This window comes from Pseudoruegeria aquimaris, assembly GCF_900172235.1.
GTDB lineage: Bacteria > Pseudomonadota > Alphaproteobacteria > Rhodobacterales > Rhodobacteraceae > Pseudoruegeria > Pseudoruegeria aquimaris.
Window position 1 is genome coordinate 73020 of sequence record NZ_FWFQ01000011.1, and the last position, 16166, is coordinate 89185.

The 16166-nt window shown below is 66.4% G+C and carries 17 protein-coding genes and 1 pseudogene; 4 read left to right on the forward strand and 14 right to left on the reverse strand.

Features of this window, described 5'->3' with window-relative positions; translation table 11 throughout:
* Positions 1–67: 67 nt before the first annotated feature.
* A pseudogene (locus tag PSA7680_RS09275) lies at positions 68–809 on the reverse strand (SDR family NAD(P)-dependent oxidoreductase).
* Positions 810–937: 128 nt separating this feature from the next.
* Here PSA7680_RS09275 and argB point away from each other — a divergent pair.
* The 4 genes from argB to PSA7680_RS09295 all read left to right on the forward strand — a co-directional run bounded on the left by argB (position 938) and on the right by PSA7680_RS09295 (position 3796).
* The gene (argB, locus tag PSA7680_RS09280) at positions 938–1807 is read left to right on the forward strand and encodes an acetylglutamate kinase (RefSeq protein ID WP_085868429.1); all 870 of its coding nucleotides are present in this window, start codon (positions 938–940) and stop codon (positions 1805–1807) included.
* Positions 1808–1875: 68 nt separating this feature from the next.
* Positions 1876–2670 (forward strand): sterol desaturase family protein, encoded by a 795-nt coding sequence (locus tag PSA7680_RS09285; protein ID WP_085868430.1) that lies wholly within the window; start codon positions 1876–1878, stop codon positions 2668–2670.
* A 14-nt stretch (positions 2671–2684) separates the two neighbouring features.
* The gene (locus PSA7680_RS09290) at positions 2685–3293 is read left to right on the forward strand and encodes a ferredoxin (RefSeq protein ID WP_245824555.1); all 609 of its coding nucleotides are present in this window, start codon (positions 2685–2687) and stop codon (positions 3291–3293) included.
* Complete coding sequence (locus tag PSA7680_RS09295; RefSeq protein ID WP_085868431.1) at positions 3290–3796, forward strand: SixA phosphatase family protein; 507 nt, start codon at positions 3290–3292, stop codon at positions 3794–3796. Before PSA7680_RS09290 ends, PSA7680_RS09295 begins: the two co-directional genes overlap by 4 nt.
* A gap of 108 nt (positions 3797–3904) precedes the next feature.
* On the opposite strand, the gene PSA7680_RS09300 is transcribed toward PSA7680_RS09295, so the two are convergent.
* From PSA7680_RS09300 to rplQ, 13 genes are all read right to left on the reverse strand, one after another.
* The gene (locus PSA7680_RS09300) at positions 3905–4261 is read right to left on the reverse strand and encodes a hypothetical protein (RefSeq protein ID WP_085868432.1); all 357 of its coding nucleotides are present in this window, start codon (positions 4259–4261) and stop codon (positions 3905–3907) included.
* Between the two features lie 2 nt (positions 4262–4263).
* The gene (locus PSA7680_RS09305) at positions 4264–5055 is read right to left on the reverse strand and encodes an amino acid ABC transporter ATP-binding protein (RefSeq protein ID WP_085868433.1); all 792 of its coding nucleotides are present in this window, start codon (positions 5053–5055) and stop codon (positions 4264–4266) included.
* A 12-nt stretch (positions 5056–5067) separates the two neighbouring features.
* On the reverse strand, positions 5068–6372 hold the full coding sequence (locus PSA7680_RS09310) for an amino acid ABC transporter permease (protein ID WP_085868434.1): 1305 nt from the start codon (positions 6370–6372) through the stop codon (positions 5068–5070).
* Position 6373: 1 nt separating this feature from the next.
* The gene (locus tag PSA7680_RS09315; protein ID WP_085868435.1) at positions 6374–7642 is read right to left on the reverse strand and encodes an amino acid ABC transporter permease; all 1269 of its coding nucleotides are present in this window, start codon (positions 7640–7642) and stop codon (positions 6374–6376) included.
* Positions 7643–7777: 135 nt separating this feature from the next.
* Positions 7778–8794 carry an amino acid ABC transporter substrate-binding protein gene (locus PSA7680_RS09320; RefSeq protein WP_085868436.1) on the reverse strand — a complete coding sequence of 339 codons (1017 nt, stop codon included), beginning with the start codon at positions 8792–8794 and terminating at the stop codon, positions 7778–7780.
* Positions 8795–9024: 230 nt separating this feature from the next.
* A complete protein-coding gene (locus PSA7680_RS09325) occupies positions 9025–9732 on the reverse strand; it encodes an ATP12 family chaperone protein (RefSeq protein WP_085868437.1) in 708 nt (235 codons plus the stop codon).
* Positions 9732–10403 (reverse strand): HAD-IA family hydrolase, encoded by a 672-nt coding sequence (locus tag PSA7680_RS09330; RefSeq protein ID WP_085868438.1) that lies wholly within the window; start codon positions 10401–10403, stop codon positions 9732–9734. Before PSA7680_RS09330 ends, PSA7680_RS09325 begins: the two co-directional genes overlap by 1 nt.
* Before the next feature lie 401 nt (positions 10404–10804).
* On the reverse strand, positions 10805–11854 hold the full coding sequence (locus tag PSA7680_RS09340) for an RluA family pseudouridine synthase (protein ID WP_085868440.1): 1050 nt from the start codon (positions 11852–11854) through the stop codon (positions 10805–10807).
* Positions 11851–12228 carry a fluoride efflux transporter CrcB gene (crcB, locus tag PSA7680_RS09345; protein WP_085868441.1) on the reverse strand — a complete coding sequence of 126 codons (378 nt, stop codon included), beginning with the start codon at positions 12226–12228 and terminating at the stop codon, positions 11851–11853. Before crcB ends, PSA7680_RS09340 begins: the two co-directional genes overlap by 4 nt.
* A 42-nt stretch (positions 12229–12270) precedes the next feature.
* Positions 12271–13617 (reverse strand): replication-associated recombination protein A, encoded by a 1347-nt coding sequence (locus PSA7680_RS09350; RefSeq protein ID WP_085868442.1) that lies wholly within the window; start codon positions 13615–13617, stop codon positions 12271–12273.
* 2 nt (positions 13618–13619) lie between these two features.
* Positions 13620–15014 carry a trypsin-like peptidase domain-containing protein gene (locus tag PSA7680_RS09355; protein ID WP_085868443.1) on the reverse strand — a complete coding sequence of 465 codons (1395 nt, stop codon included), beginning with the start codon at positions 15012–15014 and terminating at the stop codon, positions 13620–13622.
* A 63-nt stretch (positions 15015–15077) separates the two neighbouring features.
* Positions 15078–15413 (reverse strand): DUF3052 domain-containing protein, encoded by a 336-nt coding sequence (locus PSA7680_RS09360; RefSeq protein ID WP_139838598.1) that lies wholly within the window; start codon positions 15411–15413, stop codon positions 15078–15080.
* 253 nt (positions 15414–15666) lie between these two features.
* Complete coding sequence (gene rplQ / locus PSA7680_RS09365) at positions 15667–16086, reverse strand: 50S ribosomal protein L17 (RefSeq protein ID WP_085868445.1); 420 nt, start codon at positions 16084–16086, stop codon at positions 15667–15669.
* Positions 16087–16166 lie beyond the last annotated feature (80 nt).

Genomic DNA, 16166 nt, shown 5'->3' on the forward strand with positions numbered 1-16166 from the left:
CCTCGCGGGCCTCCCCCGGGATATTTGCGGAACAAAGTGGGCCCCGCTGACCGCCTCATGACGGCGATCAGACGTGCTGGGCGCCGTTCACCTCGATTTCCGCGCCGGAGATGTAGGAGCTTTGCGGCGAGCAGAGGAAGTAGATCGCATCGGCCACTTCGGAGGGCTGACCGAGGCGCTGCAGGGGCAGTTTTTTCGACGATCTTCTCGGTGCCGGGGCTGAGGATCGCGGTTTCCACCTCGCCGGGCGCGATCGCGTTCACCCGCACGCCGAGCGGGCCGAAATCATGGGCCATCTCCCGCGTCAGTGCAGCGAGCGCGGCCTTGGAGGTGGCGTAGGCGGCCCCGGCGAACGGATGGACCCGTGAACCGGCGATGGAGGTGACGTTGACGACGGAGCCCTTCGCGGCCGCGAGTTCGTCCTTCAGGCCGCGGGCCAGCACGACGGACGCGAAGAAATTCACGTGGAAGACCTGCCCCCAGGTGCGCAGATCGGTGTCGATGGTGTTCAGGCGTTCGCCGTTCGGCCCTTTCGGCGAGATCCCGGCGTTGTTGACCAGAGCGTCAAGCCGCCCGTCGAGCTTGGCGCGGATCACCTCGATGGCTTCGATGGTGTTGCTCGGATCCGCGAGATCGATCTGGATGTGGTTCTCCGCGCCGCCGGGCCAGGGGCAGCGGGCATCGAAGGGCTGGCGGGAGCAGGTGAGCACGCGCCAGCCCTCCGCGGAGAAGCGTTTCACGGTGGCGTGCCCGATTCCGCGGCTGGCACCGGTGAGCAGGAGGGTCTTCTGGGTATGCGACTCGGCCATTGGGGATCTCCGGGTGGGCGAGGCGCAGCCTAGCGCAGCGGGGGCGAAAGGCAATGCGTCCGGCGGTTCCCCCTTGGCAGAGCCACGGCAAATCTCTAACACAAGCGCCGACAACAGGGACCGAACACATGAAGACGCAGGACGCCATGAACCGCGACTGGATCGCCACCGCCAGAACTCTTTCCCAGGCGCTGCCCTACCTGCAGCGCTACGACGACGCCATCGTGGTGATCAAGTTCGGCGGCCACGCCATGGGCAGCGACGAGGCGATGGAGAGCTTCGCGCGCGACATCGTTCTGCTGCAGCAGGTGGGGGTGAACCCGGTGATCGTCCATGGGGGCGGGCCGATGATCAACGAACTGCTGGCCAAGCTCGACATCAGGTCGGAGTTCGTCAACGGCAAGCGCGTGACCGATCAGGCCACCGTGGAAGTGGTGGAAATGGTGCTCTCGGGGCGTGTGAACAAGCGCATCGTGCAGGCGATCAACGCGCAGGGCGGCAAGGCCGTGGGCCTGTCGGGCAAGGACGCCAACCTGATGATCTGCGAACAGACGGACCCGGCGCTCGGCTTCGTGGGCACGCCCTCGGAGATGAACCCCGAGATCCTGCACAACCTCTTTGCCGCCAACAAGATCCCGGTCATCGCGCCGCTCGGTGCGGGCCGCAACGGCGAGACGTTCAACGTCAACGGCGACACCGCCGCGGGCGCCATCGCCGCGGCGCTGAAGGCCGATCGCCTGCTGCTGCTGACCGACGTGGAAGGCGTGAAGAATGCCGAAGGTGAGGTGGTGACGGAGCTTTCGCGCGAACAGGTGCAGGAGCTGACGGCGGCCGGCGTGATCGCCGGCGGCATGATCCCCAAGACCGAGACCTGCCTGGCCGCGCTCGAAGGCGGCGTGCGCGCGGCGGTGATCCTGGACGGGCGTGCCCCCAACGCGGTGCTGCTGGAGCTGTTCACCGAACACGGGGCCGGCAGCATCATCCGCGAGCCGCGCTGACGCTTTCGTGTATCCCCGCGCCGCTTTGCCCGGTTGCGCCTCGGCGTGGTTCGGGCTGAACTGCGCCCATGGAACATGAAGCGCTGATCCGGCTGTCCGTTTTCCTTGGCCTTTTCGCCGTGCTTGCGACGGCGGAGGCGCTGCTGCCGAAGCGGCCGCGCCGGGAAAGCCGGGTGCGGCGCTGGCGCACGAACTGGGCTCTGGTGGTGATCGATACGCTCTCGCTGCGCCTCGTGGCACTTGCCCTGCCGCTGCTGGCCGTCGGGGCCGCCCTGGATGCCGCCGCCCGCGGCTGGGGGTTTTTAAACGCGCTTGCCTGGCCGACGTGGCTGGAGATGCTTCTGGCCATTCTCATCCTCGACCTCGCGATCTGGGCGCAGCACCTCGTCACCCACAAGGTGCCCCTGCTGTGGCGGCTGCACCGGGTGCACCACGCCGACCGCGACATGGACGTTACGACCGCCATCCGGTTCCACCCGGTGGAGATCGCGCTCTCCATGCTGCTCAAGATCGGGCTCGTCTACCTGCTGGGGCCCTCCGCGCTGGCGGTCGTGATGTTCGAGGTGCTGCTCAACGGCACGGCGATGTTCAACCATGCCAACCTGCGGCTGCCGCCCCGGCTGGACGCGGCGCTGCGGCTGGTGATCGTCACCCCGGACATGCACCGGGTGCACCACTCCGACCGGCGCGACGAGCATGACAGCAACTACGGCTTTTCCCTTTCCATCTGGGATCGGATCTTCGGCACCTACGTGCCGCAGCCCGAGGCCGGCCACGAGGGCATGACGGTCGGGCTGCAATGGCAGGACGAGCGGCCCGCGAAACTGGGGTGGAGCCTCTGGCTGCCATTCGCGCGCAAGTGAGGCAGGTCAGGGTCTTGTCCGAAAACGGGTTGTTCGTGATGGGCGGGCTGCATCCTGCCGAGGGCGGCACGCTGATGCTGATCGGCATGGCGGCCGATGGCTGGCCCTGCTTCACCGCGAGCCGGGAATATGCCGACGGCGCCCCGGACCCGCTGGACCGGTTTTCCAAGCGGGTGATCGGCGGCCTTGCGAAGCAGATGGGCGGGCACGCCGTATTCCCGTCCGACGGGCCGCCCTACCCCCCGTTCATCCGCTGGGCGCTCGACAGCGGTTCGTTCTGGCAGAGCCCGGTCGGGATGCTCGTCCATGCCGAGGCCGGGCTGATGATCTCGCTGCGCGGGGCGCTGCAGCTGCCCGGTATCCATCCCCAGCCCGAAGTGCCCACCGCCGCGCCCTGCGATAGCTGCGAGGGCCAGCCCTGCCGCGGCGCCTGCCCCGTGGATGCGCTCGGCGGGCCCGAGGGCTACGACGTGGCAGGCTGCAAGGATTACCTTGCAACGCCGCCCGGAAGCGCGTGCTATGAGGGCGGCTGCCTCGCGCGCCGCGCCTGCCCCGTCAGCGCGGCCTTCGGGCGGCCCGATGCCCAATCCGCCTTTCACATGCGAGCCTTCCTGCCGAAATGACATTGCGCCTGATCCTCACCCGCCACGCCAAATCGGCCTGGGACGACCCCCTCGCCGACGACCATGACCGCAAGCTGAACGATCGCGGAACGCGCGCCGCCACGGCCATCGGCGCCTGGCTTGCGCGGCAGGGCTACGTGCCTCGGCAGGTGATCTCTTCCTCGGCCACGCGCACCCGCGAAACCTGGGCGCTGATCGCGGAGCAGCTTGAAGCACCGCCCGAGGCAAGCTTCACGCGAAGGCTCTACCATGCCCCCGCGCTGCGGATGCTGAGCGTGCTGCAGGAGGCCACCGCACCTTGCGTGCTGATGCTTGGGCACAACCCCGGAATCGCGGATTTCGCCGAGCAGATCCTTGCCGAACCGGTGAAGGACGGCGCCTATTTTCAATATCCCACCTGCGCCACGGCGGTGGTGGATTTCACCGCAAGCAGCTGGGCGCAGGTTCAGACGGGCACCGGAGAACTGGTGGATTTCATCGTGCCGAGGCGGCTTACCGGATGATTGCACTCCGCTTCAACGAGCGATGAACGCTCGCCCGGGTGGGCGCGGAACGCGCCCGCCTTGGGGCGGGCGGGCGCGGGCCTGTTCCTTGCGAAACAGGCCGGACAATCAGGTGATTTTCGACTGGAAACTCATCGCCAGCCCGCCGGGCAGTGTCAGGCAGTAGACGGTTTCGCCGTGCATCCGGAACGGCCCCTCCGGAGAAAGCCCGTTTGCGCGCGCCTCTTTGGCCATGGCCTCGGCGTCATCCACCACGAGCTGCAGCATGATGCCTTCCGGCATGCCCGGACCCGAAGCCCAGACCTCGACCCAGCTTTGATCCAGCCCCGAAAAGATGGCGCCGGAGAAGTCCCCTTCCCCGGCGCCCATTTCGTTTTCCAGCCCCAGTTTGCCGAATGTCTCGGCGATGGCGGCGGCTTCTGACACCTCGGCAACCTTGCAGACGCGGATGCCGAGGAGCGCCATGCCTAGTGCCCCAGGATCTGGCTGAGGAAGAGCTTCGTGCGTTCGCTCTTCGGGTTGTTGAAGAACTCCTCGGGCTCGTTCTGTTCGACGATCTGGCCCTGGTCCATGAAGATCACCCGGTTGGCGACCTGCCGTGCGAAGCCCATCTCGTGGGTCACGCAAAGCATCGTCATGCCTTCCTCGGCGAGCTCGATCATGGTGTCGAGCACCTCCTTGATCATCTCCGGGTCAAGCGCGGAGGTGGGCTCGTCGAAGAGCATGATCTTGGGCTTCATGCAGAGCGAGCGGGCGATGGCCACACGCTGCTGCTGGCCGCCGGAGAGCTGGCCGGGGTATTTGTCGGCCTGCTCCGGGATCTTCACCTTCTCGAGGAAATGCATCGCGGTTTCCTCGGCCTCCTTGCGGGGCGTCTTGCGCACCCAGATCGGGGCCAGCGTGCAGTTCTCGAGGATCGTCAGGTGCGGGAAGAGGTTGAAGTGCTGGAAGCACATGCCGACCTCGGAGCGCACCTTGTCGATGTTCTTCAGATCGCTCGTCAGCTCGATGCCGTCCACGATGATCTGCCCCTGCTGGTGTTCTTCCAGCCGGTTGATGCAGCGGATCATGGTGGATTTGCCCGAGCCCGAAGGCCCGGCGATCACGATGCGCTCGCCCTTGTTGACGGTCAGGTTGATGTCACGCAACACGTGGAAGCTTCCGTACCACTTGTTCATGTTGGTGATCTGGATGGCGACCTCGTCGCTCACCTGCATCTTGGAGCGGTCGATTTCGCGGTCGATGGCAAGTTCAGACATGGTGTGAACTCCTTAGTGATGGCCAGTCTGAAGCTTGCGCTCCAGATACATGGAATAGCGGGACATGGAGAAGCAGAAGATGAAGAAGACGAGGGCAATGAAGCCGTAGATCTCCCAAACGATGCCGTTCCAGTTGGTGTCCGCGCGGATGGCGTTGGACAGCCCGAGCGGATCGAGCAGGCCGATGATGGACACCAGCGTCGTATCCTTGAACACCCCGATGAAGGTCGAGACGATGCCCGGAATCGAGATCTTCAGCGCCTGCGGCATGATGATCAGCCGCTGTGCCTGCCAGTAGTTCAGCCCGAGCGAGTCGGCGCCTTCGTACTGGCCCTTCGGCAGGGCCGCGAGGCCGCCCCGGATCACCTCGGCCATGTAGGCCGCGGCGAACAGCGTCACCATGATGATGACCCGCAGGATGATGTCGAAGTTGGTGCCCGGCGGCATGAAGATGTTCAGCAGCGTCGAGGCCACGAACAGCAGGGTGATGAGAGGCACGCCGCGGATGAACTCGATGAAGCCCACGCAGAGCGCCTTCACGATGAAGAGGTTGCTCTGCCGCCCCAGCGCCAGCACGATGCCCAGCGGCAGCGAGATCAGGATCGCCGTAATGCCGATCGTCACCGAGAGCATGAAGCCCCCGAACTGCCGGCTTTCCACCGCCTCGATGCCGATGGGCAGGATCGCGCCGAGCGCTCCGGCCACCGGGCCGGCGAGGAACAGCCACCAGATCACCGGGGCCGCGAAAGCCGCGATGATGCCCAGCAGGCCGCCCGCGATGCCCGAGACGAACCTGTAGGCGAAATAGCCCACGACGAAGCCGGCCATGGCCACCAGCGGCCCCCAGATCGTGCCGCCCCACAGCAGCCAGGCCACGGCGAAGGGGAAGATCGGGGTGAACCACAGCAGCGCGCGCGGCGCCTTGTCGAAGAGCACCGGCGCAAGGCCGACGCCCACGAGGACGAAGGCCAGGATCACGCGCCAGTAGTGCTCTGGCGGGTAGAAGCCGAACATCAGCTGCAACCAGCGTTCGCTGATCACGCCCCAGCAGGCCCCGGCGTAGTGCCCTTCACGCCCGAGCCCGGCGAGGATCTCGCGGCACTCGTTGAGCGAATGCGCCCCCCAGGTGGGCGAGATCGCCCAGGAGAGCAGCCCCGAGAGGATCACGTAGATCACGTAGATCGAGACGAGGGACAGGATCGAGTTGAACCACCCCGAGAAGAGGTTTTCCCGCAGCCAGCCGATCAGGCCGACGGTGGAGGCCGGCGGATCCTGTTCCGGCAGCATTTCCGTGCGGACGAAAGAAATGTCGCTCATATCAACGCTCCACCAGTTTGACGCGGTTGTTGTACCAGTTCATCACCGCCGAGATGCTCAGCGAGATGGTGAGATACACCAGCATGCCCATGAGAACCGTTTCCAGTTCGCGGCCCGTCTGGTTGAGCGTGATGCCCATCAGCGTGCCGGTCAGATCCATGTAGCCCACGGCGATGGCGAGCGAGGAGTTCTTGGTCAGGTTCAGGTAGTTGGAGATGAGCGGCGGAATGATCACCCGCAGCGCCTGCGGCAGGATCACGAGGCTCATGGTCCGCCGCGGCGACAGCCCCAGCGCGCTTGCGGCCTCGGTCTGGCCTTTGTTGATGGCCATGATGCCGGCGCGCACGATCTCGGCGATGAAGGCCGCCGTGTAGAGCGAGAGCGCGAGCCAGAGGGCGATCAACGAGTTCCGGAGGTGGATGCCGCCGGAGAAGTTGAAGCCTTTCAGTTCCGGGTAGCCGAGGTGGAAGCCCAGCACCGTCAGAAGGATGCCGGTGGGCACCACCACGACGGCGATGCGCTGCCACCAGGTCGTCGGGCGATCGCCCGTCTCTTCCTGGATGCGGTCCGCCCGGCGCTTGATCCAGGCCGAAACCCAGAAACCCGCCATCAGCACCGCGAGGAAGGCGATGAGATCGAGGCTCACGTCGAAGCGGATGGCGCTTTCGCCGAACAGGTGGACGTTGCCGAGGCTGTTGGAGAACAGCGGCTCGGGGATGTAGACGCCCCGGTTCGTCACGGCGACGCTGTCGCTCAGCATCATCGAGGCTTCCGGGTTCTCCCCGCGGAAGGCCCGCGGCGCGGGCAGCGTCTCGATCAGGATCGCCATGGTGAACACGATCCAGAGCAGCACCGGCACGTTGCGGAACATCTCGACGTAGATCGTCATCAGGCGGGCGACGAGCCAGTTCTTGGACAGGCGCAGCACCCCGATGACCACGCCGAGGACGGTGGCGGTGATGCAGCCGAGAACGGCCACGAGCAACGTGTTCAGCAGGCCGATCAGGCCCGCGCGCAGGTGGCTGTCCTGTGAATTGTAATCCAGCAGGCGCTGGTTGATGTCATAGCCGGCAGGCTCCGCGAGGAAGCCGAAGCTCGGCTCCTTGCCGAGATCGGCGAGGTTCTGGGCGGTGTTGCCGATGAGCCAGCCGATCAAGAGCAGGAACCCGATCAGGGCCACGATCTGGATCGTGAGCGACCTGTAGCGGGTGTCGTAGATCAGCATGGACAGCTTGAACGACTCCCTGGGAGGGTCGGTGAGTGTCGTCATGAATGATTTCCCCGTCGTCCCGGCAAACAGCGGCGCATTTTCATGCGCTCTTCGGGCCGGACACTTATAACGTGTTTTTTGCGGTGTTTATGTGAGAAGGGCGCGGGGGGTTCCCGCGCCCTTCATCAGGTGTGCTTAGCGGAAGGGCGGCGAGTAGAGCAGGCCGCCATCGGTCCACTGGGCGTTCAGGCCACGGGCCAGACCGATCGGAGTGGCTTCACCGATGTTCTTCTCGAAGACTTCACCGTAGTTGCCGCCCGCCATGATGGCGCGCTTGGCCCATTCGGCGTCCAGGCCGAGCATTTCGCCCAGGTTGCCTTCGGTGCCGAGCAGACGGTTGACTTCCGGGTTGTTGGTGCCGGCGGACAGTTCGCCGATGTTGGCGGAGGTCACGCCCAGCTCTTCAGCGGAGATCAGCGCGTTCAGCGTCCAGCGGACGATGTCGCCCCACTCGTTGTCGCCGTGGCGCACCAGCGGGCCCAGCGGCTCTTTGGAGATGATTTCCGGCAGCAGAACGTGCGCGGAGGGATCTTCGAAGGTGGCGCGGGTCGCGGCGAGGCCGGAAGCGTCGGTGGTGTACACGTCGCAGGCACCGGCCAGGTATTGCTGCTGGGCTTCGGCGTTGGTTTCGATCGGCACCGGCTCATAGCTGATGTTGTTGGCGCGGAAGAAGTCCGCGAGGTTCAGCTCGGTGGTGGTGCCGGTCTGGATGCAGACGGTGGCGCCGTCCAGTTCCTTGGCCGAGGACACGCCCAGCTCTTTCGGAACCATGAAGCCCTGACCGTCGTAGTAGTTCACGCCGACGAAATCGAACTTCAGGTCGACGTCACGGCTGAAGGTCCAGGTGGTGTTGCGGGCCAGCATATCGATCTCGCCGGAAGCCAGCGCGGTAAAGCGCGTCTTGCCGGTGGTCGGAACGAATTCGACAGCCATGGGGTCGCCGAGAACGGCGGCGGCGACGGCACGGCACACGGCCACGTCGAAACCTTCCCAGACACCGTTTGCATCCGGCGCGGCGAAGCCGACAAGCCCAGTGGTCACGCCACAGTTCAGCTTGCCGCGGGCTTTCACGTCGTCCAGCGTCGCGGCGGCAGCTACACCTGCGCCCATGCTGGCGAGCGTCAGCGCGCCAAGAAATACGGATTTTTTCATGTTTACCTCTTCCTGATGGTCCGCCCGAGTGTGGGCGGCATTCCGGCCTGTTCCGGCCGTGGGTGATTTAGGGAACCGGAGTGGCCCGATGCCCAGCGCCACAAGTTTGGGCAAATTCCCAAAGAAAGGTCAAGTGCGGCCGGGGCAAATCAGGGCCTCGGGAAGAGGGTTTGCGATGATCGCTTCGCAACTGGACATATGCCCGCGCAAAAATCGTGCCCAGTCGAGGGTTAACGAGTCAGATTGTAGAAGCGATGGGCGTGCAGGAAGCCCTCTTTCTTCGCCTGCGCCATTTCGGCGGCCTCCTCATCGGTGCCCCAGAGCTCTTCCTGCCAGGTTTCATCGATTCGGGAGAGCGCCCAGAGCTCTTCGGGCGGCATGTGCCCGGCGAGCGCGGCAAGGCCGATGACCAGCGAACCGGAGATCCCCACCAGATCGTGGAAGGCCGTCAGCTCGAAGGGGTCCAGCGCGAAGACGAGCTTGCGCAGACGCGCCAGCGCCTCGGCGTCCTGTTCGAAGAACATCACCCCCGCGTTGGTGCCCAGCCGGGCGCCGTGGGTTTCGTCCAGCCAGTCGAGGAGCGGATCCCAGGCGGCCGCTTGACGGGCGATCAGCTCGGCGGGGCCGTCGGCGCGGTAGCAGAGCAGATCGGTTTCGCCGTAGGCCGCGATCAGCGCGGCCACGTCGTCGAACTGCGGGGTCACCTTGTCGATCGCGGAGTTGGCCGAGCGGGTGACGGGCATGGTGAGCGGTTTGACCTCGCCTTCCTGCGCGGCCCATTCCGCCGCGACGGCCTCGGCCATGGCCCGCGTCGGCATCACCAGCGCCGCCTTGCCCGGCGTCTTCAGCCGGCGCCCGTCCAGCAGCACCTCGAAACCGCCGTCGCATTCCGCTGCCGTGGCTTCCTTCCAGAAGCGTTTCTGTTTCCACTCTGCCATCAGTTTCCGCTCCAAAGCATGTTCCGCAACGCGTCGAACGTATCGACGACGGCCTCGGCCCCGGCCCTTTCGAGCCGGCGGGCATCATGATACCCCCAGCTGACGCCGATGGCACGCACCCCGGCCGCCCGGGCCATTTCCATGTCGAAGCTCGTATCCCCGATCATCACCGCGCGCTCGGGCGCCACGCCGGTTTCCGCCAGCGCCGTGAGGATCATCGAGGGATGCGGCTTCGAGGGGTGATCGTCCGCCACCTGCCGGGTCACGAAATGGCGGCGCAGGTCGAAGCTTTCAAGAATGAAATCGAGTCCCCGCCGGGATTTTCCCGTGGCCACGCCGAGCAGCGTCGCATCTTCGGCGTGCAGCGCGTTCAACGCCTCCAGCGCGCCGGGATACAGCGGGGTGACATTCGCTTCCCCGCCCTCCTGCCGAAGCCGAGCGTAGTGGTGCTTGTAGCCCTCCACGATGGCCCGGTGCACCGGCGCGCCCTGATCGGGGAACAGCCCGGCCACGAGTTGGGGCAGCGAAAGCCCCACGCCCGAAAGAAGCGCCTGCCGCGCGGGGGCCGCGCAGCCCGCCCCTTCACAGGCCGCCTGCATGGCGGCGACGATCAGGTGCTGGCTGTCCACCAGCGTACCGTCCACGTCGAATATCGCGAGCCTGAGATCCATGGCGCCCCTGCCTTTGCCTTGTCGCAGGCTTCACCACGGGCGGGCGCGAAGGTCAACCGTCCTCGGCGTGGGCCCCGGCGGAATGGGTCAACCCGCAGGATTGGCCGCATAACTCCACGAGAGTACCGAAAGGATCTTCGCAACGGAGCAAGCGGTGTGGCTTCTGCCTCGGGGAATACCTGCGCACCCGCTGCATCCGCTGCCGCCCGTCAAGGGCCCCGATCCGCTTGGCGCGCCGCTTGAGTTCCACGCCCTGCACCGGCTCCGATGACGGCATCTGGACGTGGAAAAAGGATGCTCCGGCTTGGAGCGGCCTCCTGAAAAACAAGGGCGCGCTCGGCTGAGCGGGCCTCTGCGGGGAAGCTGGCCCTAAAACGCGGGCTGCCCCGCAGCCCGGCGGCCTAGTGCAGTTCCTCGAACGGGTCCTCGGCGGCCAGATCCTCCGTCCAGCCGAAGGTTTCGAAGGTGCGCGCCATGTGCTCGGGCAGCGGGGCGGTGATGGTGATCGCCTTGCGCGTGACCGGGTGCTGGAAGCTCATCGAGCGCGCATGCAGGTGCAGCTTGTTGGAGATGATGCCCCCCAGCTTCGCGCCCCAGCCATCGCCGAGGTTCTCCTGCCCGGAGCCGCCGTATTTGCCGTCGCCGATGATCGGGTGCCCGATGCCGGCCATATGGGCGCGCAACTGGTGGGTGCGGCCGGTGATCGGCTCCATCGCCACCCAGGCCGCGCGGCTGGCCACACGGTAGAGGGTGGCGTAGTGGGTGAGCGCGCGCTTGGCGCCTGGCGTGCTGTCGATCTCGGCCGGATGCACGATCTGCATCTTCTCGCCCTCGCCCTGGCTGCCGTGGCCGGGCGCCTTCACGAGGCCCGTCTTGATCTCGCCGAGAAAGGGATGCGGCACGCCTGCGACGACGGCCCAGTAGATCTTGCGGGTGGCCTTGTGCCGGATCGCGGCGGTGAGCGCCTGCGCGGCTGCGCGGGTGCGCGCCAGCAGCAGCACGCCGGAGGTGTCCTTGTCGAGCCGGTGCACGAGGCGCGGCTTTTCATCGAGGCCGAAACGCAGCGCGTCCGACAGCCCGTCCACGTGGCGCGTCTGCTTGCTGCCCCCTTGCGTGGGCAGCCCCGGTGGCTTGTTGAGCGCGATGATGTGATCGTCCTTCCAGATCACCGCCTGCTGGATCAGCGCCTCGTCGGCCGCGGAGATCCGGCGCACCGGCGGCTTGGCGGCCTTGGCGGCATCCACCGCGGGCAGCGGCGGCACGCGTACGACCTGCCCCACTTCCAGCCGGGTCGAGGTTTTGACTCGCCCGCCATCGACGCGGATCTCCCCCTTGCGGCACATCTTCTCGATGCGGCCCTGGGTAAGTTGCGGAAAATGCCGGCGGAACCAGCGGTCGAGCCGCTGATCGCCCTCGCCCTCGGCAACCGTAACCTGCTGCACGCCACTCATGCGATGATCCCCCTGGTAAGCGTCATGCCCGCGAAGACGGCCCCGATCGACGCCAGGACCGAGAGCGCCACGTAGAGAAGGGCCAGCCCCGTCTCGCCGCGCTCGAACAGCACGATCGTATCCAGCGAGAAGGCCGAGAAGGTGGTGAAACCGCCCAGCATGCCGACGGTCAGAAACGGCGCCAGATGCATCGATCCCCGATGCGCCAGCGTGACGATCAGCACCCCCATCGCGAAGGAGCCGATCACGTTGACGATCAGCGTGGCCAGCGGGAACCCCGCGCCCAGAACGCGCAGCACGGCAACGCCCGTGAGGTATCTCCCCACGGCCCCGATCGCCCCGCCGGCGGCTACTTGAAGCATTGTCAAAAACATCCGGCCTCTCTCTGCCTGCATGCCCCGATTGTCAAGCCGGGTTCAGCTTTCGCCCCGGCGCCCGTCGCGGCTTTCCTCGCGGCGCGCGCGCAGCTTGGCGAAATAGTCCAGCCGCTTCTTCAATTCCCGTTCGAAGCCGCGTTCGGGCGGCGTGTAATAGACGCCGCGCTTCATCGTCTCGGGGAAGTAGTTCTGCCCGGAGAAGCCGTCTTCGGCATCATGGTCGTATTGATAGCCCGCGCCGAACCCCTGCTCCTTCATCATCGAGGTGGGGGCGTTGAGAATATGCATCGGCGGTGGCTCGGAGCCCGTCTTCTTCGCCGCCGCCATCGCCGCCTTGTAGGCCGCGTAGCCGCCGTTGGATTTCGGCGCGAGCGCGAGGTAGATCACCGCCTGCGCCAGTGCCAGTTCGCCCTCCGGTGAGCCGAGGCGTTCGTAGGTTTCCCAGGCGTGCAGGCAGATCGTCTGCGCCTGCGGATCGGCAAGGCCGATGTCCTCCACCGCCATGCGGGTGATGCGCCGCGCGAGATAGCGCGGATCCTCGCCGCCGGTCAGCATCCGGGCATACCAGTAGAGCGCGGCATCCGGATCGCTGCCGCGCACGGATTTGTGCAGGGCCGAAATCAGGTTGTAGTGCTCGTCGCCGCTCTTGTCGTATTTGCTGGCGCGCCGCATCAGCCGGGTGGTGAGCGCCTCGGTTTCAAGCTTGCCCTCCACCTTCCAGGCCGCGATCTGCTCGATCAGGTTCAGCAGGGCCCGCCCGTCGCCGTCGGCCATCTCCAGCAGCGCCTCGCGCGCCGAACCCGAGAGCGGCAGCGACTTGCCAAGCTCCTTCTCGGCCCGCTGCGCCAGCCGCTCCAGATCCGCAAGCGAGAGCCGCCTGAGCACCAGCACCTGCGCGCGGGACAGAAGGGCGGCGTTCAGCTCGAAGCTCGGGTTCTCGGTGGTGGCCCCCACGAGCAGGATGGTGCCATCCTCCATGTGCGGCAGGAAGCCATCCTGCTGCGCCTTGTTGAAGCGGTGGATCTCGTCCACGAAGAGCAGCGTGCCCTGCCCGTTCTGGCGTCGGATCTTCGCCGCCTCGAACACTTTCTTCAGATCCGGCACCCCGGTGAAGATCGCGCTGATCTGGACGAAGGCCAGATCGGTCTGATCCGCGAGCAGCCGGGCGATCGTCGTCTTGCCCACCCCCGGCGGCCCCCAGAGGATCAACGAAGACAGCGCACCGGAGGCCAGCATCACGCCCAAAGGCGCATCCTCGCCCAGAACCTGCTCCTGCCCGATGACATCGCCAAGCGCCTGCGGGCGCAACCGGTCGGCCAGCGGGCGCGGCGCCTGCGCCGCGGCGCCCTCCCGCGTCGAGGCGGCGGTGTCGAAGAGATCAGCCATGGCTACAGTCTAAAACGCAGGCTCACGCGTTGCCCAGAGCGGATGACCTGAAGATCCACCGTGCGCCCCACGGCGCGCAGGGCCCGGGCCACGTCCGCCGGGGTTTCCACGCGCGCGCCGTTCACGGCGAGGATCACGTCCCCCATCCGCAGGCCGATGCGCACGGCCACCGGGCCGGGTTCCGTCACGACCACGCCCTCGGCGCGCAGCGGCAGGCCCAACTCCTCGCCCACCGCGGGGTTGATCCGCGCCAGCGCTAACCCCGGAAGCACGTCGCGTTCGCCCAGCACCCTGGCCGCGCGGTCGGGCATGTCGGGTGCCCGGATCAGCGGCACCGTCAGGTCGAGCCGTTCCCCGGCACGCAGCACCGAGATCAGGGAGGTTTCCCCGAGCCCGGCCACCGACATCCGGTAGATCATCTCGGGGCCGGAGTTCACCGGCAGCCCGTCCACCGAGAGGATCACGTCGCCCTGCCGCACGCCGGCCTCGGCGAAGGGGCTCTGCGGATGGACGTCGCTCACGAGGATTCCCTCGGGAACGGACAACCCCAGCCCCTCGGCGAGATCGCCGTCTACGGCCTGCCCTTCGAGGCCCGCCCAGGGGCGCTGGAAGCTCGTCTGCCCCTCGCGCGCCTGCTTCAGGAACTGCGCCACCAGCGCGGACGGAATGGCGAAGCCGATGCCGTTGGAGCCGCCGGAGCGGGTGAGGATAGAGGTATTCACCCCGATCAGATCCCCGTTCACGTCGATCAGCGCGCCACCGGAATTGCCCGGGTTGATCGGCGCATCGGTCTGGATGAAGTAGCCCCGCGCGCTGCCCGTGGCCGCGCCGGAGCGCGCCAGCCCCGAGACGATGCCGCTCGAAACCGTTTGCCCGACGCCGAAGGGGTTGCCGATCGCGAGCACCAACTCGCCCACCTCCACCGAAGCGCTGTCGCGCAGGGCCAGATGGGGCATCCCCTCGGCTCCTTCCAGCTTGAGAATGGCCAGATCGGCCTGCTCATCCGCCAGCACGACCTGCGCCGCGAACTCGCGCCGATCCGAAAGCACCACGCGGATGTCGGTGGCTTCCCCGACGACGTGGTGGTTGGAGACGACGAACCCGTCCTCGGACAGGATCACGCCGGACCCCAGCGAGTTCTGCACCCGCGGCTGCGGCCGCCCCAGATCCTGGAACAGGCGCCCGAAGAAGGGATCGGAAGCGAAAGGCGACACCGCGCGCGCCTGCACGATACGCTTGGCATAGATGTTCACGACGGCCGGCGCCGCCTCCTTCACCAGCGGGGCGAACCCCAGCGAGATCTCCGCCTGCGAGACGGGCACCCGCGTTTCGGCGGAAAGGGTTGCGGGCAGAAGGGCGCAAAGGCCGATGGCAAGGGAACGTGTGATCAGGCGCATCCGTCTTCCTTCCGGTTGTTGCCAAAGGCATATGCCGTTTCCCGGCAGGGATTTCAACGCGCGCTATTTGCGCCTTCGCTTCAGGAATTTGAGCCCGGACCAGTCCGCATCCACCGCGCAGACCTTCACGTCCACCCACCCAAGCGGCAGGATGCCAGCGCGCATGCCGTCTTCGGTGAGGCCGCAAAACAGTGAAGAGGCCTTCTTGGGCCACGAGACCCAGAGCATTCCGCCAGCCCGCAGCCGCGCAATTGCCGCCACTGCGGCGGCCTCCACATCTTCCTGCTTGTGGAAAAACAGGTGCATCGCGTCCAGATCATCCCCCCCTGCCCCGAGGTCCACGCCCTCCATGCCCGAAAGAAGCTCGGTGTAGTGGGCCGGCGGTGCGACGACGCCCACGCGCATTCCGGGCTTGAACCCAAGATTCTGAAAAAGGGGGCGGCCGGAATAGCCGGCGGAGTTTGGAGCAGCCATTCCAAAACCTAGCCTCTCGCACGGGCCACAGGAAGGGCGGGCTTCGCGCCTGTCTTCCGAGCCGCGAAATCCCGCTGGACCCGCTTCCCGCCGCGACGGCGGCGGCATACAGGCAAGAAAAAAGCCCCGCCGAAAACGGCGGGGCTCATGTCGGCACGGCGCGGGTCACGCGGTGTGCTTACTCTTCGGCGGCCTCTTCGGCGGCCACGCGGGCCTTGTCGGCGGCGCCTTTGGCGTCCACGTCGCGGTCCACGAACTCGATGATGGCCATCGGCGCCTGGTCACCGTAACGGAACCCGGCTTTCAGGATACGGACGTAGCCGCCCTGACGCTCCGCGTAGCGCGGGCCCAGAACGTCGAACAGTTTGGCGACATAGGCATCCTGCTTCAGCTTGGCAGCGGCCTGGCGGCGGGCGTGAAGATCGCCGCGCTTGGCCAGCGTGATCAGTTTTTCAACGATCGGGCGCAGTTCCTTGGCCTTGGGCAGGGTGGTCTTGATTTGCTCGTGCTCGATAAGCGAGCCAGCCATGTTGGCGAACAGGGCCTTGCGGTGCTCATGAGTACGGTTCAGGCGGCGGTAGCCACGTGCGTGACGCATTTTCTTTTCTCCGTCTTGCCCTCTACGGGCGGTTTTGCTTTGTCCGGCGATCCCTATGCGTTGGGACGCTCTCCTTGGGG